The sequence below is a fragment of the Streptacidiphilus sp. PAMC 29251 genome (assembly GCF_054208735.2).
Genome location: NZ_CM135725.2, coordinates 4,889,864 through 4,906,743, shown reverse-complemented (window position 1 = coordinate 4,906,743; position 16,880 = coordinate 4,889,864). Strand labels below are relative to the sequence as shown.

General features: G+C 71.8%; 16 protein-coding genes, 1 tRNA gene and 1 pseudogene. 5 read left to right on the top strand and 13 right to left on the bottom strand.

The genetic code is table 11. From position 1 onward, the window contains the following. Positions 1–114: 114 nt before the first annotated feature. Both ACXKR8_RS23050 and ACXKR8_RS23045 read right to left on the bottom strand, forming a co-directional pair. Positions 115–354, bottom strand: coding sequence for a DUF3073 domain-containing protein (locus tag ACXKR8_RS23050; RefSeq protein ID WP_458274768.1), 240 nt, complete (start codon positions 352–354; stop codon positions 115–117). A 330-nt stretch (positions 355–684) separates the two neighbouring features. Then, positions 685–1,824: a Glu/Leu/Phe/Val dehydrogenase dimerization domain-containing protein gene (locus ACXKR8_RS23045; RefSeq protein ID WP_458274767.1), complete on the bottom strand. Its 1,140-nt coding sequence runs from the start codon at positions 1,822–1,824 to the stop codon at positions 685–687. Between the two features lie 139 nt (positions 1,825–1,963). Here ACXKR8_RS23045 and ACXKR8_RS23040 point away from each other — a divergent pair, with 139 nt between their 5' ends. Both ACXKR8_RS23040 and bldC read left to right on the top strand, forming a co-directional pair. Beyond that, on the top strand, positions 1,964–2,962 hold the full coding sequence (locus ACXKR8_RS23040; protein ID WP_458274766.1) for a hypothetical protein: 999 nt from the start codon (positions 1,964–1,966) through the stop codon (positions 2,960–2,962). A 609-nt stretch (positions 2,963–3,571) separates the two neighbouring features. Further along, positions 3,572–3,778, top strand: a complete 207-nt coding sequence (bldC, locus tag ACXKR8_RS23035; protein WP_003949541.1) for a developmental transcriptional regulator BldC — start codon at positions 3,572–3,574, stop codon at positions 3,776–3,778. Positions 3,779–4,103: 325 nt separating this feature from the next. Here the strand turns inward: bldC and ACXKR8_RS23030 are convergent. Together ACXKR8_RS23030 and ACXKR8_RS23025 are read right to left on the bottom strand one after the other, a co-directional pair. Then, positions 4,104–4,177, bottom strand: a tRNA-Asp gene (locus tag ACXKR8_RS23030). Positions 4,178–4,224: 47 nt separating this feature from the next. Further along, positions 4,225–4,933: pseudogene (locus tag ACXKR8_RS23025) on the bottom strand (VIT1/CCC1 transporter family protein). Between the two features lie 105 nt (positions 4,934–5,038). Between ACXKR8_RS23025 and ACXKR8_RS23020 the strand changes: the two are divergent. Then, positions 5,039–5,821, top strand: coding sequence for a (2Fe-2S)-binding protein (locus ACXKR8_RS23020; protein WP_458274765.1), 783 nt, complete (start codon positions 5,039–5,041; stop codon positions 5,819–5,821). A 39-nt stretch (positions 5,822–5,860) separates the two neighbouring features. On the opposite strand, the gene ACXKR8_RS23015 is transcribed toward ACXKR8_RS23020, so the two are convergent. The 7 genes from ACXKR8_RS23015 to ACXKR8_RS22985 all read right to left on the bottom strand — a co-directional run bounded on the left by ACXKR8_RS23015 (position 5,861) and on the right by ACXKR8_RS22985 (position 13,042). Then, positions 5,861–7,621 (bottom strand): phytoene desaturase family protein, encoded by a 1,761-nt coding sequence (locus ACXKR8_RS23015; protein ID WP_458274764.1) that lies wholly within the window; start codon positions 7,619–7,621, stop codon positions 5,861–5,863. Continuing rightward, positions 7,605–8,339 carry a 3-oxoacyl-ACP reductase FabG gene (gene fabG, locus ACXKR8_RS23010; RefSeq protein WP_458274763.1) on the bottom strand — a complete coding sequence of 245 codons (735 nt, stop codon included), beginning with the start codon at positions 8,337–8,339 and terminating at the stop codon, positions 7,605–7,607. Before fabG ends, ACXKR8_RS23015 begins: the two co-directional genes overlap by 17 nt. Continuing rightward, a complete protein-coding gene (locus tag ACXKR8_RS23005; protein WP_458274762.1) occupies positions 8,336–9,469 on the bottom strand; it encodes a beta-ketoacyl synthase N-terminal-like domain-containing protein in 1,134 nt (377 codons plus the stop codon). Before ACXKR8_RS23005 ends, fabG begins: the two co-directional genes overlap by 4 nt. Then, a complete protein-coding gene (locus ACXKR8_RS23000) occupies positions 9,466–10,746 on the bottom strand; it encodes a beta-ketoacyl-[acyl-carrier-protein] synthase family protein (RefSeq protein WP_458274761.1) in 1,281 nt (426 codons plus the stop codon). Before ACXKR8_RS23000 ends, ACXKR8_RS23005 begins: the two co-directional genes overlap by 4 nt. A gap of 7 nt (positions 10,747–10,753) precedes the next feature. After that, entirely contained in the window at positions 10,754–11,011 is a 258-nt protein-coding gene (locus tag ACXKR8_RS22995; protein WP_458274760.1) for an acyl carrier protein, read from the bottom strand. Between the two features lie 33 nt (positions 11,012–11,044). After that, positions 11,045–12,235, bottom strand: a complete 1,191-nt coding sequence (cqsA, locus tag ACXKR8_RS22990; protein WP_458274759.1) for an alpha-hydroxyketone-type quorum-sensing autoinducer synthase — start codon at positions 12,233–12,235, stop codon at positions 11,045–11,047. Positions 12,236–12,337: 102 nt separating this feature from the next. After that, complete coding sequence (locus tag ACXKR8_RS22985) at positions 12,338–13,042, bottom strand: glycerophosphodiester phosphodiesterase (RefSeq protein ID WP_458274758.1); 705 nt, start codon at positions 13,040–13,042, stop codon at positions 12,338–12,340. 123 nt (positions 13,043–13,165) lie between these two features. On the opposite strand from ACXKR8_RS22985, the gene ACXKR8_RS22980 reads away from it, so the two are divergent. Then, complete coding sequence (locus ACXKR8_RS22980) at positions 13,166–14,320, top strand: N(5)-(carboxyethyl)ornithine synthase (RefSeq protein ID WP_458274757.1); 1,155 nt, start codon at positions 13,166–13,168, stop codon at positions 14,318–14,320. Positions 14,321–14,342: 22 nt separating this feature from the next. Here ACXKR8_RS22980 and ACXKR8_RS22975 read toward each other — a convergent pair whose 3' ends face one another. Further along, on the bottom strand, positions 14,343–14,879 hold the full coding sequence (locus ACXKR8_RS22975) for a winged helix-turn-helix transcriptional regulator (protein WP_462100651.1): 537 nt from the start codon (positions 14,877–14,879) through the stop codon (positions 14,343–14,345). Between the two features lie 28 nt (positions 14,880–14,907). Between ACXKR8_RS22975 and ACXKR8_RS22970 the strand changes: the two genes are divergently transcribed. Next, a complete protein-coding gene (locus tag ACXKR8_RS22970) occupies positions 14,908–15,417 on the top strand; it encodes a PaaI family thioesterase (RefSeq protein WP_458274755.1) in 510 nt (169 codons plus the stop codon). A 15-nt stretch (positions 15,418–15,432) separates the two neighbouring features. On the opposite strand, the gene ACXKR8_RS22965 is transcribed toward ACXKR8_RS22970, so the two are convergent. Continuing rightward, positions 15,433–16,839 carry a choice-of-anchor A family protein gene (locus tag ACXKR8_RS22965; protein WP_458274754.1) on the bottom strand — a complete coding sequence of 469 codons (1,407 nt, stop codon included), beginning with the start codon at positions 16,837–16,839 and terminating at the stop codon, positions 15,433–15,435. Positions 16,840–16,880: the final 41 nt, after the last annotated feature.

Sequence of the window (16,880 nt, the reverse complement as noted above, 5' to 3'; positions counted from 1 at the left end):
CGCGGCCGAGGACGGCGGCGCCTCCGTCCAGTGCTGCCCCTCCCCGCAGCGGGCGGAACGCCGAATGGCCGACCCGGGCGGACCCGGATCGGCTATCGGCTGGAACAGAAGAGGTCAGGCGTGTTTGCGCTCGTCCTCTTCGTCGTCGTCCTCGCCGTTGTACAGCTGTGCGTACAAGGCGTACGGATCGTCGTCGTCATCCTCATCGTCCACGACGGGCTCCGGAGTGACCGGTTCCCTCGATGGCGATGCGCCCAGCTCGTTGGCCAGGCGTGACGGGTCGAAACCCACGTCGCCGTACTTCAGCTGGCGGGCGACCTTTGTCTGCTTGGCCTTGGCCCGGCCGCGCCCCATGGCTCGACCCCCTCAACGACGGGGCTCATGGCCCCGAGTCTTGACACGCGTTCATGATGAGGAACGACCCCTCGCCGGAGTGAGAGGGTCGGTCCTTAGAGCAATAACGGTACCTGCTTACAGCGCCGTACGGTACGCCGCCCGTACGAGATGCTGCACCCTGACCCCCGTTGTAACCATATCGATGCAGGTCACAGGGGATATAAGTGGTTTCGCAGGAGTCGTCCCGGAGCGCCGGAAGGGGCCGCCCCGGGACCATTGTCCCCCTTCCGGGGAGCTGGTATCGCCCGGATGGGTGCATCAGGTGAGAATGCGGTTCTTGTCGCCCGGCTACCGGCGGCGGCCTCCGGGCAGCAGGATCGAGCGGAGCCGGCCGACGTCGGCCATCCGGCGCTCGGCGAGCCGGTCGGCGGCGACCGCCGGGGGCACCCCGTCGGCCTGGGCCCTGGCGAAGATCTCCAGGGTGGTGTCGAAGATCTTCGCTGCCTTGGCCCTGGCCCGCTCGAAGACGAAGCCGTCGATCTCGTCGGCGACCTGGATCACTCCGCCGGCGTTGACCACGTAGTCGGGCGCGTAGAGGATCCCGCGGTCGGCGAGGTCCTTCTCCACACCGGGGTGCTCCAACTGGTTGTTGGCGGCGCCGCAGACGACGGTGGCGGTCAGGGCCGGGACGGTGCGGTCGTTCAGGGCGCCGCCGAGGGCGCAGGGGGCGTAGACGTCCAGCTCGGCGCGGATCAGCGCCTCGGCGTCGGCGACCACCTCGATCTCCACGCCGTGGTGGGCGGCCAGCACCCGGTCCACGGCCTCCGGGCGGACGTCGGTGACCACGACCCGGGCGCCCTCCTCAACCAGGTGCTCGACCAGGTAGTGGCCGACCTTGCCGATGCCGGCCACGCCGACCCGGCGCCCGGCCAGGCTGGGGGCGCCCCACTGGTGCTGGGCCGAGGCGCGCATGGCCTGGAACACGCCGAAGGCGGTCAGCACCGAGGAGTCCCCGGCGCCGCCGTGCTCGGGGGAGCGGCCGGTGACGTAGTCGCACTCGCGGGCGATGACGTCCATGTCGGCCACGTAGGTGCCGACGTCGCAGGCGGTGACGTAGCGCCCGCCCAGGGACTGGACGAAGCGGCCGTAGGCGCGGAGCAGCGCCTCGGTCTTGACGGTGGCCGGATCGCCGATGATCACGGCCTTGCCGCCGCCGAGGTCGAGCCCGGCCAGGGCGTTCTTGTAGGACATCCCGCGCGCCAGGTTCAGCGCGTCCTGCACGGCCTCCTCCTCGGAGGCGTACGGGTGGAAGCGGGTGCCGCCCAGGGCCGGGCCCAGGGCGGTGGAGTGGATGGCGATGACGGCCTTCAGGCCGCTGTCGCGGTCGTGGCAGAGGACGACCTGCTCGTGGCTGTCGCCCGGTGCTGCTGCTGACTCCGAGGCAAAGATCCGGCGCAGTACGCCGGAGTGCTCACTGACATCGGTCACGGTGGTGACTCCATTGTCGACTCGCGCCCGCTGCTGTGGTGCGGACGTTGTCCCTGAAGCCTAGGACTTACCGCTGCCCCCGGTGCGGAGCTGCGGCTTCCGGGCCGCGCGGGGGGCCCTCCGTGCGACGATGCGGGACGTGCCTACCTTGCGGACCTCGGTGCGTCCTCCCTACGCCGCCTACTTGCGTGTGTACGAGCCGCTGGCTGCCTTCCGGGAGCCCGAGCGCTCGTACTGGCAGGGCTACGCCGCCGAGCGGCGCGGGCCGGGCGCGGTGGCCGCTCCGACGGCCCTGGAGGAGGCCAGGCAGCGGCTGGCGGACCTGATCGCGGTCCCCCCGGTCGCCGTCCCCGAGCAGGAGAGCAGGGACGCCTTCGTGCACGAGGCGGACGGGGTGACCTACCTCTGCCCCTGGCGCACCCGGCTGCGCAGCTGGATGGCGCTGGAGCAGCTCCAGGAGCTGCTGCCGCCGACGCTGCTGGACGCGGTGGTGCCGTCGGTGGTCCGGGAGCAGGCGGAGGCCGACTGGGACCGCTGGCGGGCGCAGAACCCGGACGGGCGGCCGTGGATCCTGACCACCACCTGGAACGTGCCGATGCGCTGGTTCCTGCTGTTCGGACCGGAGGACCGGGAGTTCGCCCCGTCCCGCTGGGAGCAGGACGAGCCCGCGGAGCCGGCCGGGTCCGGGTCCGGGGGCGCTGACGGCCCGGAGGGGGCCGATGGGCCCGCGACCGGCGCTGCCGGACCGGAGGCGGGTGCTGAGGGGCAGTCAGGGGGCGTGAAGCGGCGCATCGCGCCGGTGCTGCGCTACCGCACGCCCATGGCGCAGGCCCGGCGACGGGTCGCCCGCGGCTACCGGGTGCTGCGCGAGGCGCTGGACGAGGGCCCGATGGTCTCCGGGGTGGAGGAGGTCGGCCGCTGGCTGGAGGAGTTCCACCCGCGCTCGCTGGTGGAGCTGGACTACGGCGGCCTGGTGCACGCGATCCCGGAGGAGGGCCTGGCCGGGGACGCATCGGTGCAGGACGTCGCCGACGGGATCGCCGCCCTGCGCGAGGGCGACGGGGCCGGCGCGGGGCGCTCGTACCGGGCGGTCACCGAGCGCTGGCGGCTGGTCCAGGAGCTGCAGTACGCGAACTGACGTCCGCTCCGCCGGGCCGGGCCGTCACGGGGCCGCGGGCCGGATCCGGGCTGTCGCCGCGGTGGCGGGGTTCCGCCACGACAGATCGCGCCAGCTATGGACCAGACCAGTGGTGAACCCCCATGGCATTCTTCCCTCATACGTCACACCAGGGCTTATCTCCCTCCCACATGGGACCAACGTCCTGGATCGGGTCAATACCCCACGAACGTGACGTGACTCACCGTTGACGCGAAGTGCCCTCAGGGTGTCAAAATAGGACAACCAGCCTCACCGTAGCTTGTCGTGCACAGCACGATGGTCTACGGGAGATCGAGAGACTTCGCGGGGGATGCGGGGGGTCTGGTTCATGTCATGACTGATCGTCACGATCCTGTGACTGTCCGCTATGGCATGGTCCATGTCCATCCGTCGAGCTTGAGCCCCGAGGGGCTGAATCCGACGGTTTGGCCGTTAGCACTGGACGGATGGTGTAGTTGTAGTGCCGAAGGCAAGCCGTTCGTCCGATTACCGACTCGGTAGGCGTGCGCCATTTCGGGCATCGCAGACCAAGGTGCAGAATTTGAAGGAAAGAACCGCGTTGGTTCGGTTCTCCCGAGGAGGCCGCTCATGACCGCTCGTACACCTGACGCCGAACCCTTGCTCACGCCGGCTGAGGTTGCCACCATGTTCCGCGTTGACCCTAAGACGGTCACTCGCTGGGCCAAGGCCGGCAAGCTCACGTCGATCCGGACGCTGGGTGGACATCGTCGTTACCGCGAGGCCGAGGTACGTGCCCTGCTTGCAGGCATCCCTCAGCAGCGCAGCGAAGCCTGAGGGGCTTCGCATCACCGTAGTAACCCCTTTTGTTTCTGCATCGGCACGCAGAAATAGAGGATCTTGAAAAGCAGTCAGCCGCACCGAACTCCGCCGGGTTCGGTGCGGCTTTCTGTGTTGTGGGGAGTTGCGGAACAGGGCCGGGCAATGCCCCTGACCAGGGTGCAATTGCATATATAAAATGGATGCCTGGCGGGAGGCCGCCAAGGTGAGGGAGTCTCAAGAAAAGGTAAGTGACGCGTGTCACATGGCCGCCCTGGACGCTGACGGGTGGTCAGCACAAACAGAGCAGCCCGAATCCGGAAGGATTCGGGCTGCTCGACTGCGACCTCGACGGGACTTGAACCCGCGATCTCCACCTTGACAGGGTGGCGAGATAACCAACTTCTCCACGAGGCCAGGCTGTGCTGACTCGTGAGACTGTACTGCATCCTCCGGGCCGAGGTCTAACCGCCGGACGACGCCCCCAGCAGGCTTCCGGCCAGGTAGGTGACCCCCATGGCCACCGCGCCGCCGGCCATGTTGCGCAGCACTGCGGCCCGGACCGGGGCCCGCCCCAGCCGGGCGCTGATCCAGCCGCACAGCGCCAGCGCCACTAGCACCGTGCCCACGGTCAGGTACAAGCCGGACCGGGGCCGGCGGCAGCACGATGGCGAGCAGCGGCAGCAGCGCGCCCACGGTGAAGGAGACCAGGCTGGCCCAGGCGGCGTGCCAGGGGTTGGTGAGCTCGTCCGGGTCGATGCCCAGCTCGGTCTCGGCGTGGGCGCCCAGCGCGTCGAACGCGGTCAGCTGCACGGCGACCTCGTGCGCCAGTTCGGCGCTGAGCCCCTTGTCCCGGTAGAGCCCGGCCAGTTCTTCCAGCTCGGCCTCCGGGGTGTTCCGCAGTTCGCGGCGCTCCAGGTCCAGGGCGGCCTGCTCGGAGTCGCGCTGGGTGCTGACCGAGACGTACTCGCCGGCCGCCATCGACAGCGATCCGGCCAGCAGTCCGGCCAGCCCGGCGGTGAGCAGGGTCTGGGTGTCGTTGGTGGCCCCGGCGACGCCCAGCACGATGCCGGCCGTGGACACCACTCCGTCGTTGGCGCCGAGGACTCCGGCGCGGAGCCAGTTCAGCCTGCTGCCGAGGCCCTCGTGGTGCGGCTCGGCCGGCGCGGTCACATCTGTGGTCACCCCCGGAGTCTGCCGGTTCGGTCAAGGGGGCGTCGGCTGACACCCCGTACGCTCGGTCGCCGGGGCGGTCTGGCTGTCGGGAGGGGTGTGCGGATGGGCGTGCTGCGGGAGGTCGCGGCGCTGGGGCCGTTCTTCGGCTTCGAGACGCATCCGGCGCGGGCGCCCCTGACCGGGGCCTGGCGGCCGATGGCCGAGCTGGTCCAGGACCCGGCCGTGCTGCGGGACCGGGCCGAGGCGGTACGGACCTACCTGGCGGCCGGCGGCGGACGCCCCGCCGGAGCGCTGGAATTGCGCGTGGGCGCCTCGGTGGCGCAGCTGGGCCTGGTGGCGCGGCTGCTGTCGCCCGCCCTCGGCTTCGCGGCCCTGCACGGCCGCCCGCTGGTGGTCGGCCTGGACCGACTGCGCTGGCAGCCGCTGCTCGGCGGCGGGTTCCCGCTCTCGCTGCCGGAGGAGGCCGTCCAGGCGGCGCTGGAGCTGCCGCAGGCGGATCCGCGAGAGCTCGGCGGGCTGCTGGGCCAGGGGCTGCTGGACGGCCCGGTACGGGCCCTGGTGGAGGCGGCGGCGGAGCTGTCGGTCTCCCGGCAGGTGCTCTGGGGCAATGTCGCCTCCGCGGTCAACGGCGCCGCCTCGGCGCTGGCCGCGACCGCGCCGGGCCCGGTCGCGGCCGGGGGGCGGGCGCTGGCGGCGGCGCTGCTGGAGCAGCCCGCGCTGCGCGGCGCGAGCACCGGCGCGCAGCCGGGCCCCGGTGCGCCCGGCGGCTTCCGGCGCCGCAGCTGCTGCCTGATCTACCGGGCGGCCCCGACCGGGGTCGGAGCCGGGGCGGCTCTCTGCGGCGACTGCGTCCTCGCCGAAGTTGCCGGAAGTATCCGCACATAGCGTGCAACATTCCGACCGGCTCAGGGCGTCTCTAAGGAGTCAGGTCCTGTCGTCGGCGGGCGACAGGACCGACCCAGCCCTGCGGTCGGCCCGGTTCGGCGCGTTCGGCCCGGGCAGGTCGACCAGCGCCAGCCCGCGCGCGTCCCGGCGGGCCAGGCCGCGGGAGACCCGCAGCGGGTCGAATCCCGGTCCGCGCTCCGGCAGCAGGTCGGGATCGCCCAGCACCGCGCCCGCGTACACCTCGGGCAGCAGCCCGGGGCGGCCCAGGATGTGCCCGGCGGCGGTGATGCCGCTGACGGCGGTGCCCGCGATGCCGGACTGGTGCCGGGTGTTGGCCCCGGTCACGTACAGCCCCTCGACGCTGGTCCTGACGTCCGGTCGGCGGCCGGCCCCGCCCCAGGCCGCGAAGCCGTAGGGGCTGCCCGAACTTCCGCCGATGTAGCGGCGGTTGGTCAGCGCGGTCGCCGACTCCTGATGGGTGATCCGGTCCCGGAACGGGCCGATGGCCTGCTCGGCGGTGTCCAGCATGGCGGTGGTGATCCTGGCCTTGGCGGCGAGGTAGTCGGCGCCGCGCCGGTAGCCGCCCAACTCCTGGCCGGAGTCCGGCGGGACCAGCGTCATCACCTGGAAGTTGCTGTGTCCTGGCGGGCAGACGGTGCGGCTGTCCGGGTCCTTGAGTGAAGCGAAGGAGAGAAAAGCAAAGGGGACCCGATCGTTTTCGGCCATTCTCTGTCGGGGCAGGCCCGGGGTCAGCGCCTGGGCGTAGGAGCGCTCGATGTCGTCGCCGTTCCAGCACCACAGATTGGCATTGGGCAGCTGCAACGGGCGGTCCAGCGCCACATACACCACGGCCACCGCGGCGCGGGAACTGGCGGCCTCGGTCCGGGAGGCCACCGAGGCCGGGAAGACGCCTGGTTGACAGAGCGTCAGCACAGTGTGCCGGTAGTCGGCGTTGGAGACCACGACCGGGGCCCGGACGCTCGCGCCGTCCGCCAGCAGCACCCCCTGGACCCGGTGGTCCTGGCCGACCTCGATCCGCTCGACCGGGCAGCGGGTGCGCACCGTCCCGCCGTGCGCCTCGATCACCTCGACCAGGGTGGCCGGCAGCATCTGCCCGCCGCCGACCGGGTAGGCGGCGCCGCGCAGATAGTGGTCCAGCATCGCCGCGTGGACGCTGACCGGGGTGCTGGACGGAGGGCTGCCGTAGTTCCCTGACTGGGCCGCGAGCAGTGTCGCCGCCCGGCTGGACAGGCCGCAGCGGGTGAACAACTGCCCCAGCGTGCACGAGCTCTGCAGCAGCAGCTCGCGTTCGGCGGCGGGCGCCGGCTGCCACTGCCCGGTGAGCCGCTTCCGCAGATCGTCGGCCGCCGCCCGGATCACCGCGGTGCAGCGGGTGATCCCGGCGGCCTCGGCCGGGAGCGCGGCGGTGAGCCGGTCGGTGTAGCGGTCCCAGCCGGTGGGGACGTCCACGCTGAGGCCGGGCAGCAGCAGCCGGTCGAAGCCGTCCGGGTCCATCGGCCGGAAGCTGATCCGACCGGCCGCGCCGAGGCCGGACAGGATCGCCGGGATCATGCCGCCGGGACCGCAGTCGCCGAGGTAGTGCACGCCGACGTCGAACTCGTAGCGGCGGCGGCGCCGGAACACCTGGCTGTTGCCGCCCACCACGTCGTGCTGCTCGGCCAGCAGCACCCGGCGTCCGGCCACGGCCAGGTAGGCGGCGCAGACCAGGCCGCCCATGCCGCCGCCGACGATCACCGCGTCATAAGCGGTAGTTGACGATGAGTCAGAGTGAGATGCCACCGTGCACCTCCAGCACGCTGCCGGTGACATAGGACGCCCGCTCGGAGACCAGGAAGGCCACCAGCTCGGCCACCTCCTCCGCGGTGCCGAAGCGGCGCAGCGCCACCGAGCCCAGTATCTTCGCGCGGATCTGCTCCGGCAGCTCCGCCGTCATATCGGTGTCGATCATGCCGGGGGCGACGGAGTTGGCCCGGATGCCGTAGCGGCCGACCTCCTTGGCCAGCGACTTGGTGAAGCCGATGATCCCGGCCTTGGACGCGGCGTAGTTGACCTGCGAGGCGTTGCCGTAGACCCCGGAGACCGAGGAGAGGGTGACCACGGAGCCGGTGCGGCGCTTCATCATCGAGAACACCGCGGCCCGGCAGAGGTGGAACACCCCGTCCAGATTGGTGTCGATGACCTGGTGCCAGTCGGCGTCGTCCATCAGCGCCAGCGGCCGGTCCCGGGTGATCCCGGCGCAGCTCACCGCCGCGGTGACCGGGCCCAGCTCGTCCTCGACCCGGGCCACGAAGGCCTTGGACTCGGCGGCGTCGGCCACGTCCGCCCGCACCGCGAGCACCCGGACCCCCAGCTCGCCGGCGGCCTTCTCGACCAGCCGGGCGGACTGCTCGTCCGAGCGGTAGCAGAAGCCGACGTCCCAGCCGTCCTCGGCCAGGCGCCGCACGGTGGCCGCGCCGATGCCCCGCGAACCACCGCTGACCAGCGCGATTCCTGTCACGTCTGCTGCTCCTGCTGCTCGTGGGCCAGCCGCAGCACCGCTGCCGCGACCATGCCGTCGCCGTCGACCGAGGTGACCACCGCGATCCGTCCGGGGGCCTGCCCGGCCATCGCCAGGGTGGTGCTCAGCTGGAACGCGGCCGAGGCCGCGCCGGTGTCGCCGAGCAGGTCGGAGGTCAGCGGCAGCTGCCGCAGCGCCTCCGCGCCGAAGGCCGCCTCCAGCGCCTCGGTCTCCTCGGCGCAGAGCCCGGACGGCACCGCGGCCCACACGTCCTGGGCGGACCAGTCGCCGCCCGCCCGCCGCATCGCCTCGGCGACCACCTCGGCCACCACCTCGGCGGTGGGGGCGTCCGGCAGCCGCATCCTGGAGTGCAGCCCGAGCACCACGGTCTGCCCGGGGTCGCCGAGACCGTCCGGACCGGCCGGGCCCAGCTCCACCCGGAGCACCGCCGCGCCCTCGCCGAGCAGGGCGGGCGCGGCGTCCCGGTTGTGGTGCTCGATCCAGGAGCGGGCGCCGGTGTACTCCTCGGCCGCCCCGCACAGCGCCGTGACCGCCCGGCCGTTGACCAGCAGCCGGCGGGCGTAGGCCAGCGCCAGCAGGCCGCTGGGACGCCCGCAGGCCAGGGTGGTGTTGGGGCCCTCGATCCGGTGCCAGATGGCGCACTGGGCGGCGGCGCAGTTCATCACGCTGTTGGGGATGACGGTGGGGTCGACGTCGAAGGGGCGGTCGCCGGTGAGCGAGTCCCGGGTGAAGTCCATCATCGACTGCAGGCTGCCGGTGGTGGTGCCCAGCACCAGCGCGGTGTCAGGGCCCTCGCCCGGTCCTTCGCCCGCTTTCTGCGCCAGCGCGCCGACGGCGGTCACCGCAAGACCGGTGACCCGGTTCATCGCCCGGGTGCCCTTCCTGCCCAGCGTCGCCCGGACGTCGAACCCCGGCACCAGGCAGGCGCGGGCGTCCGGCACCCGCCACTGCTCCGGATCCAGCGCGGTGTCGGTCCGCCGGCGGCTGCGCACCCCCTCGGTGTACGCGGCCCGGCCCAGCCCGTACGGGGAGACCGCGGACCAGCCGGTGACGGTCAGCAGCTCCGGCCGTGCGGCGGTCTGCCTGGTGGTCTGCATGGTGCTGCTCATCGCTCCAGTCCCGGGAGTTGGTCGTGCCTGCCGAGGACGACCACCGCGTTGTTGCCGCCGAAGGCCAGCCCGTTGTTCTGCACGATCCGCAGATCCGCCGCCACCGCCTGGTTCGGCACGCAGTCGATCGCGCACTCCGGGTCGGTGCTGCGGTGGTTGATGGTCGGCGGGATGAAGCCGTGGGTGATCGCGAGCGAGCAGGCGATCGCGCCCAACGCGCTTGCGGCGCCCATGGTGTGACCCAGCATCGACTTCAGCGAGACGGTGCGCGGCGGGCGGTCGCCGTAGACGTCGCGGATCGCCCGGCTCTCGGTGATGTCATTGGCCTTGGTCCCGGTGCCGTGCGCCGAGATCAGATCCACCTCCTCCGGCTTCACCCCCGAGTCGGCCAGCGCCAGGTCCATGCAGCGGGCCACGCTGGCCTGGTTCGGGGCGACCGGGTGCGAGGCGTCGCAGTTCAGCCCGTAGCCGAGCACCTCGGCGTAGATCCTGGCCCCGCGCGCCAGCGCCGAGTCCAGGCTCTCCAGCAGCAGCACCCCGGCGCCCTCGCCGGTGAGGATGCCCTGCCGGTCGGCGTCGAACGGACGGCAGCAGTCGGGGGCGATAGTGCCGAGCCGGTAGAACGCGGTGAAGGTCTTGCGGCAGACCGCGTCCGCGCCGCCGCACAGGGCGATGTCGGCCTCGCCGGCCCGGATCGCGTCCAGGCCGTTGCCGATCGCGTAGTTGCCGGCCGAGCAGGCGGTGCCCACGGTCAGCACCTCGGCGTCGGTCAGGCCCAGTTCGCGGGCCACCGCGACCGAGAGCCGGGTGGAGGCGATCCGCCGGGTCAGCCGGGGGCTCATCGCCTCCGGGCCGCCCGCCACCTCGGCGGCGGTGAGCCGGTCCAGGTCGAAGGACTCACCGTCGGTGGTGCCGACCGAGATCTGGCAGCGCACCGCGCGCAGGTCCTGCTCGGTCAGCCCGGAGTCCTCCAGCGCCATCCGCCCGGCCGCGGCGGAGAACCGCCCGGCCCGGCCGAGGTCGGCCACCGGGACCCGGTGGATCCACTCCTCAGGACGGAAGCCGAGCACCTGGCAGCCGTTGGCGTGGGCGTACCCGGTGGTGTCGAACGCGGTGATCGGGCTGACGCCGCTGCGGCCGGCGCGCAGCCCGGCGGAGAACTCCGCCTGGCCGATCCCGATGCTGGAGACCGCGCCGAGACCGGTGACGACGACCCGGCGGCGGGCCGGCGGCCGGCGGTCGCGTCGTTCTCCTCCGTCGAGGAGGGTGGGGGACATCGGCCGCCTACCTGGCGCTGATCTCGGCGATGACCCGGTCCACGCTGCTGATGTCGGTCATCCGCGGCAGCTCGGACTGGTCGATGCCGACCTTGAACTCGGCCTCCAGCGCCGCCAGCACGCCGATCAGGGCGAGCGAGTCGGCGCCGTGGTCCTCCACGAAGCGGTCGGTGGGGGCGATCTCGTCCGGTTCGATCTCCAGGTGGTCGCTGACGATCCTGGTGATCCTGGTGATCCGGTCGTCGGTCTGGGTGACAGTGTCCATGGCGGTGCTCCTTGTATGACGAAAACGTTCAGGTCAGAGGGTCGCGTTGAGACGGCGGGTGGATTTCCACTCCCGCACGCCGACCTTGTCGCGGACCAGGGCGCAGGCGTCCAGGACCCGGTCCAGCTCGGCGTCGGTGACCTCGGAGTGCACCGAGATCCGGTGCACGCAGCGGTTGTTGCCCACCGCCGGCGGGATGAACGGCGCGGCGAACACCCCCTCGCCGTCCAGCAGGTGCTGCAGCAGGGAGATCTGCCGCTCGGTGCCGGGCTGCAGCGGGACGATCCAGCTCTCGCTGGGCGCGATGTTGTAGCCCAGCGCGGTCAGCCCCCGGCGCAGCGCGGCGGACTGCCGCACCAGCCGCTCCCGCCGGTCGTCGGCGGTGAGGATACGATTCAGCACCGCTCCGAGACCGGCCAGATCGTGCGGCAGCAGGGTGGAGCTGAAGATCGCTCCGTGCGAGTGGAACGGCAGGTAGTCGGCGGTCCGCCGGGAGCAGGCGACCAGGCCGGCCCGTCCGGCGAAGGCCTTGGCCAGACTGGCGGTCCGGTAGGCGACCCGGTCGGCGAGACCCAGCGCGACGGTGAGCCCGGCGCCCTGCGGGCCGAGCACGCCCAGGGTGTGCGACTCGTCCGCGATCACCGCGCAGCCGGTGCGCTCGGCCACCGCGACCAGCTCGGCCAAGGGGCAGAGGTCCCCGGTGACGCTGTAGAGGGCGTCGACCGCGATCACCCCGGGGCCATGCCGTCCGACCAGCCGTTCCAGGTATTCCAGGTCATTGTGCGGAAAGGGCCTGGGAATGGCCTCGGCGGCTTCGATGCCGGCCCACAGCGACATATGAGCGGTGGCATCGACGTACACGGAGGAACCGGTCGGCGCGATCGCCTGCAGCAATCCCACGTTCGCGGCCCAGCCGGATTGGCAGAGCATCGTCGCGGGAGCCTGCATGAACTCCGCCAGCCGCTGCTCCAGCGCCCGCTGCGGGTCGGCGTCGCCGGTGAAGGCGCCCGACATCATCAGCCCGTTGCCGTTCCGCAGAAGCGAGTTGACCTGGGCCTCGATCACGTCGGGGGCGCTGCCGAGGGAGAGGTAGTCATTGGACATCAGCACCAGATCGCCCGGCTCGGGCCGGGCCCGGCCACGGTAGATCGGCCCGCCCCAGCCCGCTTGCCGCACGTCCCACGCCCGGAGGCGCTCCGGCAGGGTCTTGGAGTCGCCGCCCATTTGATATCCCCATGATTGCCGTGCGAGCTTTATGGGGGAAATATACACGTCGGCAATTGCCGGGCGCACATTCCTGTGGCATACGAGGTAATTGAAATATAATTACTTCTGGTGGTTCGGGGAATGAATGGCGAGCACCTGCCGCAGCGACCTGAGGTCATTGGAGATGATGGCGTCGATCCCGGCGCCGGCCAGGTCGGCCATACGGCGAGGGCAGTCCACGGTCCAGGTGCTGACCTTGAGCCCGCGGCGCTGCAGCCGGGCGATCCGGCCCGGGGTCAGCCAGCGGTGGTGCGGATTGAAGTAGTCCGGCCGCACCCGCCGCAGCACCGCGGCCCTGGGCAGCAGCGGCGACTCCCAGCTCATCGCGATGCAGGCCTGGTCGGCGACCGCGCGCACCCCGGCCAGCGCGGACGGCGGTCCGGTGAACACCGCCTCGGCGAAGCGGCCGTCGGCGCGCACCAGCTCCGCCGCGGCCAGCGCTTCGGGCAGCCTGGGCACGTCGATCATCAGCGGCACCCGGGTCTCCCGGGCCAGGTCGAGCGCCTGCCGCAGGGTCGGGATCCGGCAGCGGTCGTCCCGGGTCAGCTCGCCCAGCTCGGCGTACGACAGCGACTCCACCCGCCGGTTGTGGCCCCACAGCCGGGTCAGGGTGTCGTCGTGCAGCAGCACGGCCACTCCGTCCCTGGTCAGCTTCACATCGATCTCGACCCAGTCCGCGCCCTCGGTCATCGCGGACAGCACCGAAGGCAGCGTGTTCTCCCGCAGCACCAGCGGATCCCCGCGATGCGCGATCAGCAGCGTCATCCGGCCCGTCCCTCCCCGTCCCCGGCCCCGTTCCCGGTCGCCCGCCAGCATAGGGCCCGCCCCGGTACGCACCGCTCCCGGCGGGCCACCATGTGGTAAACAGGGAGTAACCAAAGGGGCGTTTTGCACCAACTCAAGCTCGGCATCATGGCGCAGTCACGCAAGGAGAACGAGCATCGACTGCCGATCCACCCCGCGCATTTCGAGCGGATCGACAGCGACCTCCGTGGACGGATCCACCTTGAGCAGGGCTACGGCCGGCGCTTCGGGATCTCCGACGAGCAGCTGGCCCCCCTCGTCGCGGGGCTGGCGCCACGGGCCGAGCTCATCGCCGGGTGCGACGTCATCCTGCTGGGCAAGCCGATGCTCGAGGACGTCGCCGAGCTGCGCGAGGGACAGGTGCTCTGGGGCTGGCCGCACTGCGTCCAGGACCAGAAGATCACCCAGACGGCCATCGACCGCCGGCTGACCCTGATCGCCTTCGAGGCGATGAACCACTGGACCAGCGACGGCTCGTTCAACCTGCATGTGTTCCACAAGAACAACGAGCTGGCCGGCTACTCCTCGGTGCTGCACGCGATGCAGCTGATCGGCTCCACCGGCGACTACGGCCGCCGGCTGCGCGCCGTGGTGATCGGCTTCGGCGCCACCGCCCGCGGCGCGGTGACCGCCCTCAACTCGCTGGGCGTGCACGACGTGGACGTGCTCACCGCGCGTGGCGTCACCGCGGTCAGCTCGCCGATCCACTCCGCCCGGATCGTCCAGTTCGACCACGACGAGGCGGACGACACCAAGGACCCGCGCCGCAGCCACGCCCTCACCGAGGACGGCCGGCAGCCGCTCGCGGAGTTCCTCGCGGGCCACGACATCATCGTCAACTGCGTGCTCCAGGACACCGCCGCGCCGCTGACCTTCCTGATAGAGGAAGACCTGGACACGCTGGCCCCCGGAACCCTGATCATCGACGTCTCCTGCGACGAGGGGATGGGGTTCAGCTGGGCGCGTCCCACCACCTTCACCGAGCCCATGTTCACCGTCGGTGACAATGTGCACTACTACGGCGTCGACCACAGCCCCTCCTACCTGTGGAACTCCGCCACCTGGGAGAACAGCGAGGCGCTGATGCCGTACCTGCGATCGGTGCTGGACGGCCCCGACGCCTGGGAGGCCGACGAGACCATCCGCCGCGCCATCGAGATCCACGCGGGCGTCATCCGCAACCCGGCCGTGCTGGCGTTCCAGCACCGCTCGGCGGAGTACCCGCACCTGCAGGAGTAGGCCCTTCGGCCTCGGTGGGCGGTCAGCGGCGGCGGCTGCCGGGGCCGGGGTGGAGCCGCAGCCGGGGGTTGGCGCCGAGTTCGTGCCCCGCCGCGCAGGTCACCGAGACCTGGACCGGCTCGCCGCAGTCCGCGTGCACCGGCACCGCGGGCGGCCCCTCGGGCCCGGCCAGGTGCCGGTCGCCCCAGCCCATGAAGGCCAGCAGGATCGGCATCAGCTCGCGCCCGGCCGGGCTGAGCCGGTACTCGTGCCGCTCGCGGGCCCCCTCGACCTGGTACGCGGAGCGCACCAGCAGCTCCGCCTCGGCCAGCGCGGCCAGCCGCCGGGACAGCACATTGCGGGCGATGCCCAGGTGGGCGGCCAGGTCGTCGAACCGGCCCACCCCGTTCGCCACGTCGCGCAGCACCAGCAGGGTCCACCGGTCGCCGACGAGGGCCAGCGTGCGCGCGATCGAGCAGGTCTCGCTGTCGAAGGCGTTGAACGGGGCGGGGTCATGGCAGGATTCTAACGATCTGAGTTGCGAATAGAAACCCAGATGTCCTAGCGTCGTCTCAGACACTGTCCGACGAGTGGAACGAGGGCGACCGATGACCGGTACGAAGCAGACCGTGGTCCGGGAGCGTACGTACACCTGGGCCGATCCGCTGGAGACGGCCGGATTCGGGGCGGGGCTGAGCGGCCTGGAGTTCTTCACCGCGATGGCCGAGGGCCGGGTGTCACCGCCGCCGATCCTGAGCACCCTCGGCTTCGAAGGCATCACCTTCGAGGAGGGCCGGGTCGAGTTCCGGCTGACGCCCGAGGAGTTCCACTACAACCCGATCGGCTCGGTGCACGGCGGCGTGTTCGCGACCCTGCTCGACTCGGCCCTCGGCTGCGCCGTGCACACCAGCCTTCCGGCGGGCGTCTTCTACACCAGCCTGGATCTCTCGGTGAAGTTCCTGCGGCCGGTCTCGATCGCCACCGGTCCGATCACGGCCGTGGGCACCGTGGTCCACCTCGGCCGCCGCACGGCGCTCGCCGAGGGCCGCATCGTCGATGCGGGCGGCAAGGTCATCGCGACGGCCACCAGCAGCCTGCTGATCATGCGTCCGGAGTAGCGCCGGCCTGCTTGCTCAGCTCCGCCGCCTGGTCCGGCGCTGCAACCGGAAGGCGGTGTAGCCGGCGGTCAGCAGGCCGACGGTCGCGCCGAGGGCGGGGAGGACGGCGCTGCCGGTGTCGGCCAGGGTCTCTCCGGGACGGCCCGGTGTCGGACTGGTCGGACTGGTCGGGCTCGGTCCGGGGGTCGGCGTTCGGCTCGGGGTCGTAGTCGGCGTCGGGGTCGTGGTCGCCGTCTGCGAGTCGCTCGGTGTTGCGTCCGGGGTGCGGGTCCTGGTGGGGGTCACCGTGGGCGTGGTGGTCGGGGTGGTGGTCGTCGTCGGGGTGGGTGTGGGCGTGGGGGTCGTGCAGTCCGGCAGGTCGCCGATGAAGGGGTAGCTGTGGATCTCGTAGCCACCGCCGCCCTGCTGGACCAGGTTGCCCGCCAGGTAGACCCGGCCGTTGATCCCGGGGGCGTCGACGGTGGTGGTGCCGGCCGGGTTGCCTGCCAGCACCGAGCCCTGGAACTGGGCGCCGCCGGTGATCCTGGGGCCGGTGGCGTTCGGGAAGTTCCACATCAGCCGGGGCCGCAGCGCGCTGATCGGATCCGTACCGGTCCCGGTGTAAGTGTTGATCACCGGATCGGCGGACAGCATGTTCACCAGGACGGTGGCTCCGCTGGGGATTCCGGTGAACTCCAGGCCGATCGATCCGCCGCCGGGCGAGGTCAGGTTCCCGGTGACGTTGAAGACCTGGCGGCTGCTCGTACCGTCGCCGGTGAAGGTCGCCTGAAAGCTGCTCAGGTCGACGGTGCCGGTCGCCGCGGCCTTGCCGCTGCACGCGGAGGCCTCCTCGATCTGGGTGCGCACCGGGAGGAACGGCGTCGCCGCGTCCGGATCGTGGATCTGCTGCCCCGGGGCGACGACGCTCACCGTGCCGGTGCTGGTGCCCCCGTGGCGGATGTTGCCCCAGGCGGTGGAGGTGCTGTCGACGCCCCCGGTGAGCAGGGTGTTGCCCGGCCGGACGGTGAGACTGCCGCCGACGGTGACGAAGTCGGTGCCGTTGGGCGGCGGCACCCGTGAGCCCACGCCGACCACGGCCATGTTGAAACTGCCGCCACCGTTCTTGTCGATCAGCAGGTTGCCCAGGGTGACGATCTTCCCCTCCGCCTCGGCGGCCCGGCCCTGGGCGGTGTAGTTCCCGCCGACGAAGACGTTGATGCTGGCGTCGCGGCCGGCGAAGTCGCCGTTGTTCGGCGGCGGGAAGGTGCCGGGGCAGTCCGGCCCGCTGCAGGCTCCCAGCGGCGGTGCCAGCGGCGCGGCCGAGACGCTCACCAGGACGCCGACCAGGGGAGTCAGGGCCAGCCCCGCCAGCACGGTCAGCCGGCCGGCCCGGTTCCTCCGCAGGCCGGTCCGGGTCGTCCGGCGTGCTGGTGCGGTGTCCATGGTTCCTCCGGGCTGGCGCATGCCGACCATGGGCACGCAGG